21 protein-coding genes are annotated in these 19,688 nt (G+C 49.1%); 20 read left to right on the top strand and 1 reads right to left on the bottom strand.

Annotated features, from left to right (window positions below; all coding sequences use genetic code 11):
* Nucleotides 1-18: 18 nt before the first annotated feature.
* The 11 genes from aroC to B3S86_RS07755 all read left to right on the top strand — a co-directional run bounded on the left by aroC (nucleotide 19) and on the right by B3S86_RS07755 (nucleotide 9,458).
* Nucleotides 19-1,173 carry a chorismate synthase gene (gene aroC, locus B3S86_RS07805; RefSeq protein WP_035407171.1) on the top strand — a complete coding sequence of 385 codons (1,155 nt, stop codon included), beginning with the start codon at nucleotides 19-21 and terminating at the stop codon, nucleotides 1,171-1,173.
* Nucleotides 1,170-2,231, top strand: coding sequence for a 3-dehydroquinate synthase (gene aroB, locus B3S86_RS07800; protein ID WP_035407175.1), 1,062 nt, complete (start codon nucleotides 1,170-1,172; stop codon nucleotides 2,229-2,231). Before aroC ends, aroB begins: the two co-directional genes overlap by 4 nt.
* Nucleotides 2,222-3,478 carry a 3-phosphoshikimate 1-carboxyvinyltransferase gene (aroA, locus tag B3S86_RS07795; protein WP_035407177.1) on the top strand — a complete coding sequence of 419 codons (1,257 nt, stop codon included), beginning with the start codon at nucleotides 2,222-2,224 and terminating at the stop codon, nucleotides 3,476-3,478. The genes aroB and aroA overlap by 10 nt, the downstream gene beginning before the upstream one ends.
* Before the next feature lie 11 nt (nucleotides 3,479-3,489).
* Complete coding sequence (locus tag B3S86_RS07790; protein WP_290751223.1) at nucleotides 3,490-4,776, top strand: tetratricopeptide repeat protein; 1,287 nt, start codon at nucleotides 3,490-3,492, stop codon at nucleotides 4,774-4,776.
* 28 nt (nucleotides 4,777-4,804) lie between these two features.
* Nucleotides 4,805-5,335 (top strand): ReoY family proteolytic degradation factor, encoded by a 531-nt coding sequence (locus B3S86_RS07785; protein ID WP_035407179.1) that lies wholly within the window; start codon nucleotides 4,805-4,807, stop codon nucleotides 5,333-5,335.
* 183 nt (nucleotides 5,336-5,518) lie between these two features.
* Nucleotides 5,519-5,959: a DUF2487 family protein gene (locus tag B3S86_RS07780; protein WP_035407181.1), complete on the top strand. Its 441-nt coding sequence runs from the start codon at nucleotides 5,519-5,521 to the stop codon at nucleotides 5,957-5,959.
* A 104-nt stretch (nucleotides 5,960-6,063) separates the two neighbouring features.
* Nucleotides 6,064-6,570, top strand: coding sequence for a ubiquinol-cytochrome c reductase iron-sulfur subunit (locus B3S86_RS07775; protein ID WP_035396830.1), 507 nt, complete (start codon nucleotides 6,064-6,066; stop codon nucleotides 6,568-6,570).
* 3 nt (nucleotides 6,571-6,573) lie between these two features.
* On the top strand, nucleotides 6,574-7,245 hold the full coding sequence (gene qcrB, locus B3S86_RS07770) for a menaquinol-cytochrome c reductase cytochrome b subunit (protein WP_012370658.1): 672 nt from the start codon (nucleotides 6,574-6,576) through the stop codon (nucleotides 7,243-7,245).
* Nucleotides 7,246-7,284: 39 nt separating this feature from the next.
* A complete protein-coding gene (locus B3S86_RS07765) occupies nucleotides 7,285-8,076 on the top strand; it encodes a menaquinol-cytochrome c reductase cytochrome b/c subunit (RefSeq protein ID WP_035407183.1) in 792 nt (263 codons plus the stop codon).
* Nucleotides 8,077-8,130: 54 nt separating this feature from the next.
* A complete protein-coding gene (locus B3S86_RS07760) occupies nucleotides 8,131-8,733 on the top strand; it encodes a DUF1405 domain-containing protein (RefSeq protein WP_290751211.1) in 603 nt (200 codons plus the stop codon).
* Between the two features lie 44 nt (nucleotides 8,734-8,777).
* The gene (locus B3S86_RS07755) at nucleotides 8,778-9,458 is read left to right on the top strand and encodes a zinc metallopeptidase (RefSeq protein WP_290751209.1); all 681 of its coding nucleotides are present in this window, start codon (nucleotides 8,778-8,780) and stop codon (nucleotides 9,456-9,458) included.
* 41 nt (nucleotides 9,459-9,499) lie between these two features.
* On the opposite strand, the gene B3S86_RS07750 is transcribed toward B3S86_RS07755, so the two are convergent.
* Nucleotides 9,500-10,387 (bottom strand): YitT family protein, encoded by an 888-nt coding sequence (locus B3S86_RS07750; RefSeq protein WP_035407218.1) that lies wholly within the window; start codon nucleotides 10,385-10,387, stop codon nucleotides 9,500-9,502.
* A 170-nt stretch (nucleotides 10,388-10,557) separates the two neighbouring features.
* Here B3S86_RS07750 and bshA point away from each other — a divergent pair, with 170 nt between their 5' ends.
* The 9 genes from bshA (at nucleotide 10,558) to B3S86_RS07705 (ending at nucleotide 19,677) form a co-directional block, all read left to right on the top strand.
* Nucleotides 10,558-11,700: an N-acetyl-alpha-D-glucosaminyl L-malate synthase BshA gene (bshA, locus tag B3S86_RS07745; RefSeq protein WP_290751204.1), complete on the top strand. Its 1,143-nt coding sequence runs from the start codon at nucleotides 10,558-10,560 to the stop codon at nucleotides 11,698-11,700.
* Nucleotides 11,687-12,820 (top strand): CCA tRNA nucleotidyltransferase, encoded by a 1,134-nt coding sequence (locus tag B3S86_RS07740; protein WP_290751199.1) that lies wholly within the window; start codon nucleotides 11,687-11,689, stop codon nucleotides 12,818-12,820. The genes bshA and B3S86_RS07740 overlap by 14 nt, the downstream gene beginning before the upstream one ends.
* Entirely contained in the window at nucleotides 12,790-13,761 is a 972-nt protein-coding gene (locus tag B3S86_RS07735) for a biotin--[acetyl-CoA-carboxylase] ligase (protein WP_290751195.1), read from the top strand. Before B3S86_RS07740 ends, B3S86_RS07735 begins: the two co-directional genes overlap by 31 nt.
* Nucleotides 13,762-14,009: 248 nt before the next feature.
* On the top strand, nucleotides 14,010-14,849 hold the full coding sequence (gene panB, locus B3S86_RS07730) for a 3-methyl-2-oxobutanoate hydroxymethyltransferase (RefSeq protein WP_035407228.1): 840 nt from the start codon (nucleotides 14,010-14,012) through the stop codon (nucleotides 14,847-14,849).
* Complete coding sequence (gene panC, locus B3S86_RS07725; RefSeq protein ID WP_290751188.1) at nucleotides 14,846-15,676, top strand: pantoate--beta-alanine ligase; 831 nt, start codon at nucleotides 14,846-14,848, stop codon at nucleotides 15,674-15,676. Before panB ends, panC begins: the two co-directional genes overlap by 4 nt.
* A gap of 2 nt (nucleotides 15,677-15,678) precedes the next feature.
* Complete coding sequence (panD, locus tag B3S86_RS07720; RefSeq protein ID WP_029341994.1) at nucleotides 15,679-16,062, top strand: aspartate 1-decarboxylase; 384 nt, start codon at nucleotides 15,679-15,681, stop codon at nucleotides 16,060-16,062.
* A gap of 104 nt (nucleotides 16,063-16,166) precedes the next feature.
* Complete coding sequence (dinG, locus tag B3S86_RS07715) at nucleotides 16,167-18,980, top strand: ATP-dependent DNA helicase DinG (protein WP_290751185.1); 2,814 nt, start codon at nucleotides 16,167-16,169, stop codon at nucleotides 18,978-18,980.
* Nucleotides 18,981-19,042: 62 nt separating this feature from the next.
* Nucleotides 19,043-19,213, top strand: a complete 171-nt coding sequence (locus B3S86_RS07710; RefSeq protein WP_012370646.1) for a YpmA family protein — start codon at nucleotides 19,043-19,045, stop codon at nucleotides 19,211-19,213.
* Nucleotides 19,210-19,677, top strand: a complete 468-nt coding sequence (locus B3S86_RS07705; RefSeq protein ID WP_056062159.1) for a hypothetical protein — start codon at nucleotides 19,210-19,212, stop codon at nucleotides 19,675-19,677. Before B3S86_RS07710 ends, B3S86_RS07705 begins: the two co-directional genes overlap by 4 nt.
* Nucleotides 19,678-19,688: the final 11 nt, after the last annotated feature.

Below are 19,688 nucleotides of genomic sequence, written 5' to 3'. Positions count from 1 at the left end.
CAGGAAGGGATGAAGCGAATGCGTTACATGACAGCAGGAGAATCGCACGGAAAAGGATTGACCGTCATCATTGACGGGATGCCGGCAGGACTCACGATTGATTTCGAAGCCATTCAGCGTGAAATGACGCGTCGTCAAGGGGGATATGGACGAGGTCGACGGATGCAAATCGAACAAGATCAGATTGATGCACGTGGTGGGATTCGCCACGGATACACGACGGGATCACCGATCAGTTTGTTCATCGAGAATAAGGATCATACGCACTGGACACAAGTCATGCAGGCGGAACCGCTCGAAGAAGAGTTGGAACGCCCACGGACATTAACGCGTCCACGTCCCGGACATGCGGATCTCGTCGGAGGATTGAAGTACGGTCATCGCGATTTACGCGATGTGCTGGAACGTTCTTCAGCGCGTGAGACAGCAGCACGTGTTGCCGTCGGTGCCTTCGCTAAACAATTACTGAATGAACTCGGAATTGAAGTATTCTCGCATGTACGATCGATCGGTGGGATTGATGCCCCTTGGAAAGATCCTGTAGAATATCAGGAAACCATTGATGCTTCACCTGTTCGCTGTGCCGACGAACTTGCAGGGCAACGAATGATGGAGGAAATTGATGCTGCCAAAAAAGAAGGCGATACACTCGGCGGTGAGATCGAAGTCGTCGTGACGGGCATGATGCCAGGCATTGGATCCTTTACCCAAAACGATCTAAAGCTCGACAGTCGAATCGCGCAAGCTGTCATCAGCGTCAATGCGATGAAATCAGTCGGTTTTGGTGACGGGTACGAGCTCGGTCGTCGCAAAGGAAGTACCGTCCAAGATGAGATCGTCCATGATGCATCCGGATATCATCGACGGACGAATCATCTAGGTGGAATCGAAGGAGGGATGTCGACAGGGATGCCGATTCGCGTCCAGGTCGCGATGAAGCCGATTCCGACTCTCTATCGTCCCCTGCAATCAGTCGATATTGAGACGAAGGAAGCCTTCACGGCACAAATCGAGCGAAGTGATGCCTGTGCCGTTCCTGCCGCATCTGTTGTTTTAGAAGCCGTCGTTGCGTTTGAGATTGCGGTCGCTATCCTTGAAATGTTCGGAACATCAACGATTGATCGTCTTCAAGCTGCCGTTGCCGCTTATACAGAGGAGGTTCGAACGTTTTGATCGAGCTTGATATCCGGTTGAAAACGTCATATCCAGTATTTGTCGGAAATGGGGCATTAGCACGTTTATCGCATCTTTCGGCGCTGAACGAGGCGGATCGCATCTGGATCATTACGGATGAGACGGTTCGAGACTTGCACTTGCACACGTTGCAAGAGGCATTAGGGTCTATATCTCAATCAACAAGCATTCATGTCAGCACTGTGCCAACTGGGGAGCAGAGTAAATCACTTGCGGTCTACGGTTCTTTATTGGAAGAGGGAATACGTCATGGAATGACACGACATAGTATCATACTTGCGTTTGGTGGTGGCATGATAGGTGATTTAGCGGGATTCGTTGCAGCGACTTTTTTGCGCGGCATCCCGTTCATTCAAATTCCGACGACACTCTTAGCACATGATTCGAGTGTAGGTGGAAAGGTCGGTTTGAATTTATCGCTTGGAAAAAACTTGGTCGGGGCATTTTATCAACCGAGCGGTGTCGTGTATGATTTAACGCTTCTTCAGACATTACCAGATCGGGAATGGCGGAGCGGCTTCTTTGAATTGGTCAAACATGGATTCCTCGCACGACCATCGTTTGCAGATACGTTACTCGATGTCTCGTTGGATACTATCAAAGGGCTTGATCTTGAAGACTGGCTCGCACGAGGGATTAACGTTAAACGGGATATCGTCGAACAAGATGAGACGGAGCAAGGGATGCGTGCCTTCTTGAATTATGGGCATACATTCGGGCATGCCGTTGAATATGCGAGCCTGGGTCTGTCGCATGGCGAGGCAGTAGGGATTGGACTCGTCTTCGTCAAGTTTTTGGAAGGAAATGAGGAACAGGCGGAACAACTCGGACGGTTGCTCCACCGTCTCGGAACCGGATTGCCGGACCGACAATCGTTCGAGACATATCTGGAACTGATGCGTCGCGACAAAAAGAATCACCAAACTACGATCCGATTCGTCCTTGAGAAAGAAGGACGTTTTGACTTAGAGGCAATCAGTGAAGAACGATTGCAACAAGCGTTCAATCAAACAATGAGGTGTTTAGAATGGGATTAAGAGGAACAGTACAAGTACCGGGCGATAAATCAATGACACACCGTGCTTTTCTGTTCGGTGGGATCGCTAAAGGAACGACACATGTCAGAAATGCACTCGAAGGAGCGGACTGTCTCGCTTCATTAGAAGCGATGCGAGCGCTTGGGGCACACGTCGAGCGAACAGCAGGAGAAATTCGCATCACCGGTACGGAAACGTTTCATGAAGCAACGATCGATTGCGGAAACTCGGGAACGACGATCCGTCTTTTAAGTGGGATTCTAGCAGGCGGTCAAGCAACGTATGTACTCGATGGAGATGCTTCCTTGCGCAGACGTCCGATGAAACGGATCACGGAACCACTTGCCTTGTTCGGAGCGAACATAACAGGTGAGACGGCGCCGCTTCACATTACGGGAACGCCACTTGTCGGAACGACGTATACGTTACCGGTCGCAAGCGCGCAAGTGAAAAGTGCCGTCTTACTCGCAGGTTTACATGCGACGGGCGAGACGACGGTCATCGAGCCGATTCTATCACGGGACCATACGGAACGGATGCTGCCGCAGTTTGGCGTTGACGTATCGATCGATGACTACGAAGATGGTCGACATATTCGTGTTCAAGGTCCTGTACATTTACAAGCGACGTCACTCGACATCCCGGGGGATCCATCGTCAGCAGCGTTTTGGTGGACGGCAGCGGCGATCGGGCAGGATAGTCGGATCACGACGACGCACGTCTTGATGAATCCGACACGGATCGGTTTTTTACAGACGTTGCGCCAGATGGGGGCAAGTGTCGAAATCGATCATCGCTCAGAAGATGGTGGAGAGGAGACGGCAGATGTGACCGTCGAGACGACATCGTTGCAAGCGACCACGGTCGAAGGTGAACAAATCCCTTCCTTGATCGATGAGATCCCGTTACTTGCATTGCTTGCGACGCAAGCAGAGGGACGAACGATCATTCGCGATGCGGAAGAGCTCCGTGTCAAGGAGACGGACCGGATCGAGACGGTCGTGACGGCGTTACGGCGTCTCGGGGCGAATATCGAGGCGACGGATGACGGTATGATTATCGAAGGACCGACACCTTTGCAAGCAGCGGAAGTCGACAGTGCAGGTGATCACCGACTCGCGATGATGTTGACGATCGCGGCGACAATCAACCCGGAAATTATAGTGCATGGACGCGAAGTAGTTGAAGTCAGCTACCCAACGTTCTATGATGATTTAAAGAAACTTCAATCCGACCGATCTGAGTAAGAAATAGGCGGATGATAGAAAGTGGGGCGTTTGCCTTGAATGAACAAGTATTGAATGGCATCATCGAAGAACTAGAACACGGCCATACCTCGGAAGCCTTAGCGACACTAGAACAACTCGAAAAGACAGGGACGGATGAGGATCGCCTCGCGGTTGCCGATCTCTATATCGAACTTGGATTATCAGACCGAGCAGTTAATCTATTGGCACCGCTTTACGTCGAATACGCAGGTAACGCCGGAGTCGCCTTGTTACTGGCAGAATGTTATATCGATTTGGACCGGGAAGAGGAAGCGATTTCTGTCCTTGAGCAGGTCGACACAACGGACATGGAATATGGTCCCCGTTCTCTCGTATTACTCGCTGACCTCTATCAGTCACAAGGTCTTGACGAAGTGGCATTAGCGAAGCTGAAGGAAGCACGTAATCTCGCTCCTGAAGAACCATTACTGGCATACGGATTAGCCGAGCTCTACATGACGCTCGGTGCGTTTGATCAAGCGGTACCACTATTCGCTGAAATCGCAGAGCGTCCAGAGTTACGTGCTGAATTGCCGCTCGATGCCCTGTACGCGGAATCACTCGCGATGACAGGACAATTTGAGGATGCGATTCCACTGTATGAACGTGCTGTCGCAGAACGTTCCGACTTGCATACGCTGTTTGGTCTTGCGATGACGGCTCACCGTATCGGTCAACACCAAAAAGCAGTCGAGACATTCCAACAATTGATTGCGCAGGATCCGGATTATACATCAGCGTATGTACCGTACGCAGAAAGCCAAGCCGAACTTGGGCTGACGAAAGAAGCACTGAACGTCATCAAGCAAGGGATGGAGCGCGATGATTATAATGACGAGTTACGGACGATGGAAGCCTTATTCCTTCTCAAACTCGGCGATCGCGCAGGAAGTGTTCAAGCGTTACGTGAAGCACTCGCTTTAAACCCGGAATCAATCGTCGCAGCGGAACGTTTGCTTTCGTTACTGGCAGAAGACGAGGATCATGAAGCAATGATTGAGACGATCTCAGCCATTGAAGAACATGTCACGGCTCCAATTCTGACATGGTACCGGGCGCGCGCTTTATATGCGTTAGAGGAATACACGCAAGCGATGGAGAACTATGCGATAGTCGAAGGCGCATTCACGGAAGACGCGCTTTTCTTGAAAGAGTATGGTTTTGCACTCGTCGAGGAAGGACGGCGTGAAGAGGGACAACGTCTCTTACGACGCGCTACACAGTTGACACCGGAGGATAACGAACTCGTCGACTATGTTGAACGAATGGATGGATGACTTCACGGGAGAAGGGAGTAGGATTGAGATGATAGAGAGAAAGCAGCGATTCTTACGCCGCATCTTGACCTATTACACGTTAAAGCGACGGGAAGCAAAATGGATCATCGATTACTGGTTGCGTAACGAGGCAAAACTCGAGCAGGTACACTTCGTTCAAAATGCGACTTTCGCTCCGAAAGCCATTATCATGACGACATATGGATTCGATGCGGAACCGTTTCTTTTTAAAAAAGGGGACGTCACGACGCTAGATCCAGAAAAAGCGTATCATGACATTCGTTTGACATCGGAAGATATCTACATCGAGCTAAACTTCCAAGGCATGATGATGGACGATGAATACTTGTCTTTACTGGAAGAAAATCCATTTCGTCCGGAAGTCGCTGTTGAACCGCGTTTAGCAGATGAAGCGACTCATTTCATCGCTGTCACGGTCAATCGACAAGAAGAAGAACGGTTGGTCCGATTGATCGATGAAGCACTTGATGCACGCGATCAACATCGATTCCACTCCCTTTCCGAACAGTTACGTCTCGTTCGAAATCAACTCCCTTAATCAAAGAACTCTATTGCTTATAACAGGCGATAGAGTCTTTTTCGTATGTGAAGATTTGTGCAAAATATGAAGAAAAATAGGGTGGAATTTCATAAAACGTTCACATTAAGAGAGCAGGAGGAAATGTGGATATGATACATTAAATGTGACGAATTGTAAGTAAGAAAGAAAGGGGGAAATGACTTGCGTTTCAAACCATCCGACGTACAGCGGACACGAAGCGAGCAAGCGTATATCGACACGCTAATCGTGCCTTTGCTTCCGATCGGTTTCGATGAGGCGATGCATGCTTATGCGGAATGCGCAGACATGACATTGACGGTGGCGTCCGAAGTCGAACGCCAGCTATCTGGACGGGCGTTGCTCTTACCTGCCATGACCTACATCGATGTACCGTCGATCGAACAGTTGGAAGGATGGCGTCAAGCGGCTGCTTCCGGGCAATTCCGTTTCATCACCTTCATCACCGCTGATTTAAGGTGGAAGGAGACTGCCGCAGAAGAGATTATCTACGTGCCACGTCTAGCTCTTGAGACGATGAGTCGTGACCAACAAGGTCAGATGGTCGGGAATTTTGTTGGACAAGTTCTCGAACAGTTAGGAAACCGTTGGACCGCGCTATGAAGCGGTTGACGCAATGATTTTATTAAGATACTATTACCATGTGAGAAATTTGTGTGAAGTACTGTCGTCTTGGGGCACAGCGTACATCACAAGGGGGGATCGAGATGGCTCAAAACGGGTCTAACGTAACACGTCGTCAATTCTTGACGTATACATTGACAGGCGTCGGCGGTTTCATGGCTGCGACAATGGTCATGCCGATGGTCAACTTCGCAGTTGATCCAGTCCTGAAGAAATCAGGAGCAGGCGATAAAGTAAAAGTAATGAAGTTGTCGGATATCACGACAGAACCAAAACGGGTCGACTTCAAGAAACAAACGCAAGATGCGTGGTATGAGTTCGAAGAAACGTTGTCGGCTTGGGTGTTCAAAGATGATAAGGGAGAAATTTTGGCCCTTTCACCGATTTGTAAACACTTAGGTTGCCAAGTCAGCTTCGGCGCAGATCCAACGCACCCGGAGCAATTCTATTGCCCATGTCACTTCGGACGGTATACGAAGGATGGCACGAACGTACCTGGTACGCCTCCAACGAAACCACTCGATGAGTATGAAATGCAACAGAAAGATGGTTACCTCTACCTTGGTAAACCAGTCGAAAGAGGTGCGTAAGCGATGATGCAAAAAATCTATGATTGGATTGATGAGCGCGTTGATATTACGCCGCTCTGGCGAGACATCGCCGATCATGAAGTACCGGAGCACGTCAACCCGGCACATAACTTTTCAGCTTTCGTTTATTGTTTTGGCGGATTGACGTTCTTTACGATCGTCATCCAGATTCTTTCGGGGATGTTCTTGACGATGTATTATGTACCGGACATCATCAACGCACACGCGTCCGTCTACTATCTACAAAACGAAGTCGCACACGGACAAATCGTTCGTGGTATGCACCACTGGGGTGCGTCTGTCGTTATCGTAATGTTGTTCCTACATACATTACGTGTCTTCTTCACTGGTTCATACAAAAAACCACGTGAATTGAACTGGGTCGTCGGAGTTCTCTTGTTCTTCGTCGTCTTAGCTCTCGGTCTGACAGGATACCTATTGCCTTGGGACATGAAAGCGTTGTTCGCGACAAAAGTTACGATTCAGATTGCTGAAAGTATCCCGGTCATCGGTGGTATCGCGAAGACCCTCCTTGCGGGTGGAGAAATCGTCGGCGCAAGTACAATCGCTCGATTCTTTGCGATTCACGTCTTCTTCCTTCCTGCAGCATTGTTCGTCTTGCTCGGGGCCCACTTCATGATGATCCGTAAACAAGGGATCTCTGGACCACTTTAAACCGACTATCATCTAGACAACAAAAAGGGGGAGAACACGATGCATCGTGGTAAAGGAATGAAATTCGTCACCGATTCACGGGTGTCGATCAATAACCGGATGCCGAACAAGTCAAAAGACTATTCGGAATATCCAGGTCGAACGGAAGCGTTCTGGCCGAACTTCTTACTTCGCGAATGGATGGTTGGAGCGGTCTTCTTGATCGGCTTCATGACTCTGACAATCGTAGAAGCAGCGCCACTTCAAAACATTGCCGATCCGACGAATACGTCGTACATTCCACTTCCGGACTGGTACTTCCTATTCCTCTATCAGCTCTTGAAATACCAATTCGCTGCAGGTCCATACATCTTGATGGGAACAGTCATCCTTCCAGGTCTTGCGTTCACAGCACTTCTCGTCGCGCCATGGCTCGACCAAGGTCTTGAACGCCGTCCTGCGAAACGGCCAGTCGCCGTCAGCATGATGCTCCTCGCAGTCGTCTCGATCGTCTTCTTGACATGGGAATCTGTTCAAACGACACACTGGGATACAATCCACAAGCAAGGTGAGTTGACGATGAACGAAGGACCAAAAATTGATACATCGGCAAAAGGATACGAAATTTATTCGAACCAGTCATGTGTCAACTGTCATGGTAAGAACCTCGAAGGTGGAGCAGCAGCTCCAGCGCTCGTCGGAACGAAAAAGACTGAAAAAGAGATTTATGATATCGCAGTCAAAGGTGTCGGTTCGATGCCGGCTGGTCAGTTCAAAGGCTCAGATGCCGATCATAAAGAACTTGCGAAATTCATCGCTTCATACGGTGAAGGCGGCGAAAACAATAAATAAGCCAAAAGCCGGGGGAGCAATCCTCCGGCTTTTGTCGATGATGAGGTGAAACGATTGCAAGGAATATTTACTTTACTCCGTCATAAAGCCGTGCTTTGGATCGTCGGATTGATCAACTTAGCAGGCACCTTATACGGCTACTACTGGTATGAACCACAACTCGCGACATCGAAGTGGTACTTCTATCCGTTCATTCCGGATAGCCCAACCGCATCGCTGTTCTTTACGATCATCGTTTTTCTATGGATTTTCGGACGACGTTCCCACTTGTTTGAAGCGCTCGCATTCGTGACATTGATCAAATATGGTGTCTGGGCGGTCGTCATGAATGCCTTGATGTTGAACGAACTCGGCACATCAAACGCCTACTTAACAACGATGGCACTGATGCTGATGGTGTCGCACGGAGCGATGGCGTTTCAGGCGTTGTTATTCAGTCCTTTGATGACATTTCGCATCAAGGAACTTGTTCTCGTTGCGATTTGGGTCGTTCATAACGATGTCGTCGATTATGTCCTTGGGCAATGGCCCCGGTACCCGGCGCTTGCAGAGCACATCAAATGGATCGGATACGGTTCTTTCTGGTTGACTGGATTATGTCTTTTGATGGGATATCTGTTTGTCGCACGCGATTCAATTGACAATAAGGTCGCTTGAACATAAAATAGACCTATAAACAAAAAAGAAAGGAACGATGTCTCGTGGCAAACTATTTGATTTATCTCGCGATCATCATGATCGTCCCGATTTGGGCTCAGTTGCGGGTGCGGAGCACCTATAAAAAATATCAAGATGTTCCGATTCAGAGTGGGGTGACAGGAGCACAGGTCGCTGACTTCATCATGAAGCAGAACGGGATTACGAACGTCCGGCTCGAGCCGATTGGTGGAACGATGTCCGATCATTATGATCCGACAAATAAAGTCGTCCGGCTTTCAGAAGACGTCTATTACGGTTCGACGGTCTCAGCCGTTTCGATTGCGGCACACGAAATTGGTCACGTCATCCAAGATGCGACGGATTATAACATGATGCGTGTCCGGCACCGCATTGCACCTGTCGCCTCAATCACGTCGAACTTATCGTTCCCTCTGTTGTTGATTGGTCTATTCGCTGGGTTCACTGGTCTTGCGATGCTAGGTGTCGTCCTGATGCTTGGAGCGGTCATCTTCCAACTCGTCACGTTACCGGTCGAGTTCGATGCTTCGAACCGAGCAATGGCGCAATTGACAGATCACGGAATCATCGACGCGGAAGAAGAACGTGGTTCACGCCGTGTCTTGAACGCAGCCGCTTGGACATACGTCGCGGCAACACTCGTTGCCGTCGCCGAGTTCCTTCGTCTCGCACTAATCGTCTTCAACCCGTCAAGTGATGACTAAAACGAAAAACACGGATCGCTCAAACGAGCGATCCGTGTTTTTTACGTTTCTTTGATCGGAATCCGATTCTCATCGAACGTGAAACCTTCCCCCGTCACCTCATAGACATCATGCAAGGTGATGAAGGCATGCTGATCGACACTTTTAACGAGTGTCTTCAAGCGATTGATCTCGTTTCGAGCGACGACGACATATAATACTTCGAGGTCGCGTCCCGAGTATCCACCCTTCGCAATCAGACGGGTCGTACCTCGGTTCATCGTCGCATGGATGCCGTCCGCGATCTCCGTCCGGTGGTCACTGATGATCATCGCCGCTTTACCAGCGTAAGTGCCTTCTTGCATCCAATCGATGACACGGGCACCGACGTAGACGGCAAGTAACGTATACATTGCCTGCTTATAATCGAGATACGTCAAAGAAGCAACGATGACGAAGAAGTCAAAGACTAAGAACGTTCGACCGATCGACCAACCAAAGTAGCGTTTCGTCAGACGCGCGATGATATCGACACCACCCGTCGTTCCGCCATTGTTGAAGATGATTCCGAGTCCCACCCCGATGAACACACCTGCAAACAGGGCAGCAAGGACCATGTCTTCTCGTAAATCAATCACGAGTGGTGAATACTTCGCAATCACTCCGTACCAAAAGGAAAAACTAAATGTACCAATCAACGTATAGACGAACGTCGTTCGCCCTAAAATCTTATAGCTGACGAAAAAGAGAGGAACGTTCAGCACTAAGTTCGTGATCGATGGTGATAACCCGAACAGTCCTTTTAGAATCAGCGTGATTCCGGTGAAACCGCCCTCTGCCAATTCGTTTTGGACGTTAAAATGATAAATACCAAAAGCAAAGATGAATGACCCGACTAAAATCCAGAGAATGTTCTGAACCCGAATCGGAAACTGGAATGGAGGTGCCATTTCCGTGTGCTCCTTTCAAATCAAGACTCTTTCTCTAGGGTAACGGCACGGTCGGAAAAAGACTAGCTTTTCCTACGAAAATCAGTCGAAAAGTGATCAGTATGGTCATTCTGATCGATATTGCTTAGAATAGAGACGAATAGAAGTCATAAAGAGAGTGTGGTTTTATCATGAAAAAAGCAATTGGGATTCTCTGTTATCCATCAGTCGGCGGTAGTGGGGTTGTCGCGACTGAACTTGGTATGAAGCTAGCAGATCGTGGACATGACGTTCACTTCATTACATCGAGTATGCCGTTTCGGCTGACGGAATATCGACCAAACATCACGGTCCATTTGGTTGAGGTCAACCAGTATTCTGTTTTTAAATATCCACCCTATGACATTACGTTAGCGTCAAAAGTCGCAGAAATCATTGATTTATTCGATCTCGATGTGATCCACGCCCATTACGCTGTTCCGCATGCCGTTTGTGCAGAACTCGGACGAAACATGGCGAAGAAAAAAGGCGTCGCCGTCGTCACGACATTACATGGAACAGACATCACCGTCATCGGTCAGGACTTAGAGATGCAACCGGCCATTCGGTATGGTATCGAACAATCGGATGCGGTCACGGCTGTTTCTGAGAGTCTTGCGCTTGAGACGAATGCGACACTTAACGCCCATTACGACATCGATGTCATCGCGAACTCGATTGATGAGAGTGTCTATTATCCGATGCGGGATGAACGATTGAAGCGGCATTACGGTATCGAATCGGATGAAGTCGTCGTCATCCATATCTCGAACTTCCGACCGGTCAAACGAATCGACGATACAATCGCGGCATTCGCAATCGCGGCAAAAGATCGGAAGATGCGTCTGTTGCTCGTCGGAGATGGTCCAGAGATGGGACAAACGAGACGGCGTGCGAAGGAACTTGGCATTGACGACAAAGTCATTTTCGCTGGTAAACAGGAACATGTCGCGCAGCTGCTCGCCATCAGTGACATTCATGTGTTGCTGTCGGAAAAAGAAGCGTTTGGACTCGTCGTCCTCGAGGCGATGGCAATTGGTGTTCCAAGTGTCGTCTCGACAGCGGGTGGATTACCAGAAGTCATTCAGGACGGCGTGACAGGATATATCGTTCCGACTTACGACGTTAAGGTCGCTGCGGCGCGCATCGGTGAACTTGCGGATGATCCGTTGTTACGAGAACGGATGGCAGAAGAGGGTATTCGCGATACTCGTCGTCGTTTTGATTCGAATGAGATCGTCCGTCGTTATGAACAAGTCTATGAACGGGTGTGTGCGCGTCATGAACTTGCTTGAAGGCGCGCATCATATCATTCAGACGATCGAACAAGCGGGTGGTGAGGCTTATATCGTTGGTGGTGCCGTTCGCGACATGTTACTCGACCGGACACCAGGAGACTATGATTTAGCGAGTTCGATGTTACCGGAACAAATCATCGACTTATTCCCTGTCGTCATTCCGACAGGGCTCGAGCATGGAACCGTAACGGTTGTTCTCAACCACGTACCGTATGAAATCACGACGTTCCGCTCGGAAGCAACCTATAGCGATCGTAGGCGACCGGATGCGGTGACGCTTGGCGTTAGTTTGGAAGAGGATTTGACCCGGCGTGATTTTACGATCAACGCGATGGCACTCAGACCATCCGGACGTGTGGATTTGTTCGGCGGAGCGCGCGATATCGAAGAGCGGATCATCCGCACGGTCGGTGAACCAGTCGAACGTTTTAATGAAGATGCACTCCGTATGATGCGGGCGTTCCGCTTTATGAGTCAACTTGATTTTTCGCTTGACGAGACGACCGAGCAAGCAATCTTTGAACTTGCTCCGCATCTAGAGGCCGTTGCGATTGAGCGGATCGCGACCGAGTTTGAGAAGCTCTTACTTGGTCCAGGGAAACAGCAGGCGTTACAGGCGATGCTCCGGACAGGGATCGAACGCTATCTACCCGGCATGACTTCAGAAATCGTCGAGAGACTCGCCAAGCAATCGTTTCGGGGTGTTTCAAAGGATGCCGTCTGGACACTCGTACTTGATGCCGGTCTAACGCGCGATCAATTGACACGCTGGAAACGATCGAAACATCAAATGCAGCTCGCTGTGCGTTTAGTCCCTCTGTTATACCGACCGTTACAGGACTGGGATCGTTATCAATTGTCGGATGAAGAACTGGCGATTCTGCGGGAGATGACTGGAATGGATTATCCGGATCGATCGGATTTACCGATTCGCGGTCGCAAAGAGCTCGCTGTTGACGGAAAAGACATGATTCGTCTTGGTCTTCGAAAGCAACAGATTAAAGAAGCACTCTTGCACTTGGAGTACAGCGTCGTCATACGGTCTTGTCCAAACGACCGAACGGTATTGATGAAGGAGGTAGAGCGATGGCACACACAGTCCGAGAACAAATCTTGATAGCACTGCGCAAGCGGACGTGGTATTCCGGACAGGAATTAGCGGAGACACTAAATATTTCACGTACCGCTATTTGGAAACATATGCAAACCTTAAAGGAAGAAGGATACCAGATCATCTCCAATAAAAAACAAGGCTATCAATTGGTCGATGAAGGTGACTTGTTGACACCGATTGCAATTGAGCACGGATTAACAACAGTGCGTTTCGGTCGACACATCCTTCATTTCGAAGAACTGGACACGACGCAACGGATCGCACATGAACAAGCACAACAGCAGGCGCAGGAGGGAACACTCGTCGTATGTGATCATCAGACGAATGGACGCGGACAGCTAGGGAGAACGTGGCATGAGGCGAAGAATGAGGGGATCGCGATGAGTTTGCTCGTCCGTCCAGATGTACCGATGCACCAAGCGGGACAACTGACGCTCGTAGCAGGTATTGCGCTTGCGCAGTCTCTCCGGACATTCGATGTTCCGGTTACAATCAAATGGCCGAATGATATCTTGATCAACGGTCGCAAGGTAGCTGGCATCTTAACAGAGATGCAGACCGAGGCAGACCGGATCAGTTCAGTCATCATCGGCATCGGAATCAACGTGCATCATGAACAGTTTCCGGAAGGGATCAAAGATCGTGCTACCTCACTTGTCCGAGAATCAGGAAGAACTTTCCGACGTGCGGAAGTCGTCGCAGCTTTTTTGAATCGATTTGAACGACTATATACGCAGTGGGTCGAGCTAGGGTTCGGACCTTTCGTATTCGAATGGGAAACACTCGCTGATCGCCTACATGAACAAGTGACGCTACGGACACGTCAAGCGACCGCTTCCGGAACATTGCTCGGTATTGACGAGACGGGAACGATCCGGATTGAGACGGATGCAGGTGAGACCCGTTTCCATTCGGCAGAGCTGATTTACTGGGAAAAAGAATGAGGGTTTGAATCAGACGGTTTGCAGAGAGCTTTTCCCGTCATGTATAATAAAACCACGGATGGTATCCGCTCGTCGGAATCATACCGAATCGACAGGTGCCAGTTTTAGCTGTTTCAACTGCCTTGATCTTAACGGACAGGGACAGAAGGACGATATTCAATTATTCCGCCTTCTTTTCCGCATGCGTTTATTTTGGAGAAGAAGGCGTTTTCCTTTTGTCCTCCCTACACACGTAAGGAGAGAACACGATGCACACAATGGGTCCATTATTAAAAAAACAACAAGCTGGAGAGAAGCTCGTCATGTTGACGGCGTATGATTATCCTTCAGCAAAATTATCAGAGGCAGCAGGGGTAGATATGTTACTCGTCGGGGACTCCCTCGGAAACGTCATCCTCGGCTATGACTCAACGATTGCCGTCACGGTCGACGACATGGTCCACCATGCGCGTGCTGTTCGCCGTGGCGCACCACAGACGTTCATGATCGTCGATATGCCGTTCGCAAGTTATCATGGTTCATTTGATCGCACGCTTGAATCAGCGGCCCGTATTTTCCAAGAATCACAGGCGGATGCTTTGAAACTAGAAGGGGCAGGGGAGATCTTAAAAACGATCCGTCGTTTGACGGACGCTGGGATGCCTTGCGTCGCACATCTCGGACTAACACCACAATCCGTTGGAGTTCTTGAAGGATTCAAGGTCCAAGGGAAATCACTAGAAGCAGCCGAACAACTGATTGCAGATAGTTTGGAAGCAGAGCGTGCCGGAGCGAAAATGCTTGTCCTTGAGTGTGTGCCGCATCCGCTCGCGAAACGAATTCAAGAGCTCCTCTCGATTCCCGTCATCGGCATCGGAGCCGGTGCAGATGTCGCCGGTCAAGTACTTGTCTATCATGATATCTTGACGTATGGCGTCGGACGTTTACCGAAGTTCGTCAAAGCGTATACGGACTGGAATACTTCAGGAACAGAAGCAATCGCTGCTTACGTCAAAGATGTCAAAGCCGGTGCCTTCCCTGAACTTGCACATTCGTTCCAGATGGACGAGGAACTGATCGGTGCGCTTTATGGAGGAAACAAGGAATGAAGATTGTTCAAGATATTCAGATGTTACGAGAACGTCTAGCGGGAGCCGGTTCAATCGGATTTGTACCGACGATGGGATTCCTGCACGAAGGGCATGCCTCATTGCTAAAACAAGCACGACAAGAGAATGATGTCGTCGTCTTAAGTATTTTCGTCAACCCGACACAATTCGGACCAAACGAAGATTTGGATCGTTACCCACGAGACGCGGAACGCGATCAGAAGATCGCGGAGGCAGAAGGTGTCGATTATCTGTTTTATCCGACGAACGAGACGATGTATCCGCTTGATATGGCACGGGTCACAGTACGGTCTGGTGATGATGTCTTATGCGGCGCATCGCGACCAGGACATTTTGACGGTGTCTTGACGGTCGTCAGTAAGCTGTTGAACGTCGTCCGTCCAACCCGTGCATATTTCGGCTTAAAGGATGCACAACAGCTCGCCTTGATTGAAGCGTACGTCGCTGATTACTTCGTTCCGGTTGAAATCGTCCGTTGCCCAATCATTCGCGAAGCGGATGGTCTAGCGAAATCGTCACGAAATGTCTATCTTTCGGAGACGGAACGCACGCAAGCACCGGGAATTCAACAGGCGTTGCAACAAGCGAAACAAGCACTCGATCAAGGAGTGCCTGTTGAAAAGGTTCTCGAACAGACGCGCGCAGCACTTCAATTTGAGGGGACGACGATTGATTACGTCGAAGCTGTCGACTATCCATCACTACGACCTGCCACTGAACAAACGACTACGATTCTCTTAGCTGTTGCCGTGCAGTTCGCATCGGCACGCTTAATCGATAATTTACTATATACGAGAGGAGTATGACGATGTTACGCACATTCATGCATGCTAAACTACACAAGGCCCGGGTCACCGAGGCAAACTTACACTACGTTGGGTCGATTACGATTGATGAGGATTTACTCGATGCTGTCGGGATCCTTGAAAATGAAAAAGTCCAAGTGACGAACAATCAGAATGGTGCGCGGATTGAAACGTATGCGATTAAAGGGGCTCGCGGCTCAGGTGTCATCTGTTTGAACGGTGCTGCAGCACGCCATTTTCAAGTTGGAGATGAGGTCATTATCATGGCGTATGCGCAATTGTCGACGGAAGAAATTGCGACACATGTCCCAAAAGTGGCTGTTCTAAATGAGCAGAATGACATCAAACAAATGTTGTCTCAAGAAATCGCCCACACGATCTTATGAAATTTTAGAGACCCGATTATGTCAGCGGGTCTCTTTTTTGTTAAGATGAAGAATGAGATGCCATCCAATCATGGATAGGATGGATTAAAGGTGGAGGATCAGTGTTGAAGAAAAAGTACGTCGTAGTCGACCTGGAAACGACAGGTCATTCCATAAAGGCTGGCGATGAGATGATTGAGATCGGAATGGCGGTCATTGAAGATGGACAGTTGACAGAACAACTGTCTGCCTTCGTCCGTCCGACCCAACCGATTCCTCCATTCATTTCCCAGTTGACGGGCATCACGGATAAAGATGTCAAAGATGCCGAGACGTTCGATGTCATCGCACCACGAGTTTTATCATTGCTCGATGGTGGCGTCTTCGTCGCACATAATGTGCAGTTCGATTTAAACTTCTTAAACGATGCGTTAGAAGAAGAAGGATACTTGCCGTACACAGGTCCCGTCATTGATACGGTAGAACTTGCGCGAATCTTACTTCCAACAGCAGAAAGCCATGCGTTGTCGCATCTGTCAGAATCATTGCATCTTGCTCATCAAGAAGCACATCGGGCAGGAAGTGATGCTTCGGCGACGGCTGAATTGTTACTTGAACTACTCAAGCGACTACATACGTTGCCGCTCGAGACATTAAAACATCTCAGACGGTTATCACCACGTCTATTTAGTGCCATCGAAGAGGAAATCGACCATGCGATTCGTTTAGTCGGCATCGAAGAGGATGAGCGATTCGATCGTTTTCGTAAAATCGCTTTGAAAAAGCGTCAGACAATAGAACGTTTGTCACATCCGCCCATTCTTGAACCGTTCGGACCGTTCGTTGATGAATTAAATGCCGTGACGTTCCCTCGTCTATTTGAAGGATATGAAGAACGGCGTGGGCAGCTCGAGATGATGCGTCATGTCTATCAGTCGCTCGATCAAGAAACGCCGTTACTTGTCGAAGCGGGAACAGGGACCGGGAAATCGCTCGGTTATCTCGTGCCTGCAGCGCACTACGCGCTCGAACACGAAGTGCCGATTGTCGTCAGTACACACACGATTCAATTACAGGAGCAACTGTTTGCGCGTGATTTACCGCTATTGCGTCAATTGTTCGATACGCCGGTCCAGATTGCATTGCTTAAAGGACGAAGTAACTATATCGATTTACGGAAATTCGAGTTTTTCTTGAATGATCAAGAGGATGTCTATAACTTTACGCTCGCAAAAGCGATTCTTCTCGTATGGTTGACGGAGACGGAAACAGGAGATTTAGAGGAAGTCAGCTTACCGGGTGGTGCAGCGCAAGGCAATATCGGAATCAAGCAATTGATTCAATCCGATAGTCAATCGCAGCTTGGACGGTTTGATCCCTGGTACAGTCGGGACTTCTTCCAGCATGCGATTCGCCAAGCGAAAGATGCGACGATTATCGTCACGAACCATGCGTTGTTGTTTAGTGATCTGCAGTTCGAAGCAGGGGTCTTACCGAAAGGAAGCCCGTTGATTCTCGACGAGGCACACCAAATCGAAGAAGTCGCGAGCCATCATTTTGGTCTCGTTTTTGATGGTCATACGTTTGATCGTCTGTTCCGCCAACTCGGGTATTCATCTGACAAAAAATTATTGCACCGTTTGCTTGATCTGTCGGAAGAATGGGATATTGCCGAGATGGTTGAAGCCCATAGTGAGACGGTCGATGAAGCACTGACGACGTTGCTCGAAGAAGCGGACGGCCTACTGATGATCGTTCAAGCATATGGGCTCGAACTGGCTTCCCGCAAAGCACGACGGGAAGGAATGGTCAGCATTCGCTTTAAGCGACTTAATCGTTCGATGCGTGCCGTCCAAGAGAGTGCCAAGCGGGTTGAATTGGTGTTGCGGCGTTTGCGTCAAGCAATTCGTGCGATTCATAAACTGTTCCATGAACATCGGGAGCAAATGAGTTATCGGGAGCGTTCGCTCGTCGCGGATTTAAAAGCGATCACGGCACAAATCGAAGAAGCAGAGCTCGCGATCTTCGAGACGATGCTTGCTCCGCACGATGAGACGGTATCTTGGATCGAGACGTCCGTTAAGAACCGGAAGCTAACACGCGTATACACACAACCAATTGACATTTCAGAGCGATTACGACGCGATGTCTTTTCAAAACGCACGTGTATCCTGACGTCTGCGACGTTGACTGTCTCGAACAAATTCCAATTCATTGAGAACCGATTAGGACTCGATGCTTTTGAGACTCGTCGTTTCGTCGTGCCGTCGCCGTTCGGATATGCCGATAATGTGCGACTGATGATTCCGACGGATCTCCCACTCTTACAGGATGTGCCATTGCCAGAATTCGCGGAGACGATTGCGGAAGCAATCTTACAAATCGCAGAGGTGACGGAGGGACGGATGCTTGTCTTATTTACCTCGAACGACTTGCTACGACTAACGCATGAGGCGACGAAGCCGTTGCTGCCAGACCGGTTTACATTACTCTCGCAAGGGGTCACGCAAGGTTCACGGCAACGACTGATGAAACAGTTCAAGCAACTCGATGCCTGTATCTTGTTCGGGACGGCTAGTTTTTGGGAAGGGGTCGATATCCCGGGAGATGATCTCAGTTGTCTCGTCATCGTCCGCCTACCATTCGCACCACCAGATCAACCAATTGTCCAAGCACGCTCGGAACGGATCGAAAAACTCGGAAAATCATCATTTTTCGAATACAGCCTACCGCAAGCAATCATTCGCTTTAAACAAGGGTTTGGTCGCTTGATCCGGACGACGAACGATCGTGGTGTTGTCTTCGTGCTCGATCGCCGGATTGAGACGACGAGATACGGAAAACGATTCGTTACGAGTCTGCCGAAAGTGCCTGTTTTATCAAAACCGCTTGATGAACTGACCGCAGAACTTGAATTGTTCTTGAATGATGGCGATTGAGTCTATTCAGATAAACCCTATCGCATTATAATAGATAGAGAAAAATGAGGGAGGACATACAGATGGATTCAAAAATTGAAACACTTGCGACCGTCAAAGTGAACCGCCATGACGATACGTATAAAATCGTCGACTTATTGAACCGGACGCTGAAAACGGAAGATTTAATGTTCGGTCTTGCTCTCGATGAAAAAGACAAGGAGCAGATGGTTTTCACCATCTATCGCACATGAAGTGGAAAGTCACGCTTGCTCTACTGAGTGCACTCCTCATCTTGGCTGTTCTTGGAACAGCTGTTTATCAGGTGACGATCGCTGAGGCAAAAGACCGAGAACAGAGCGTCGCGGAACAAGCAGAGACGCGTCTGAAAAAAGAACTAAAGCCGACAGACGTCCGGTTCGAATCTGTCTTTAGCGGAAAACGCCAATATGTCGTTTTTACGATGAAGCAGAGTGGACAGGCGGTACGGGCGTTTGTTCCGGAAAAAGGAACGATTGAGACGCGACCAGTTGCTGATGGTATTGCCATTAAAACGGTCATCGCGGATCATCCGGAACTCGGAGATATCGTGTCTGCTAAATACGGTTTTGAGGACCGTGCTGTCATTGAGATCGTTTCAAAGACGAAGACAGGCTATGATTATTCGTATTACACGTATCAAGAAGGTTCTTTCATCAAACGATTACGAATTAAGTAAAGGGAGTGGGC

Origin of the sequence: Exiguobacterium sp. UBA3968, from assembly GCF_002385115.1 — a bacterium.
GTDB lineage: Bacteria > Bacillota > Bacilli > Exiguobacteriales > Exiguobacteriaceae > Exiguobacterium_A.
The sequence above is the reverse complement of the archived record's forward strand: the minus strand, read 5'-3'. Positions and strand labels throughout refer to the sequence as shown.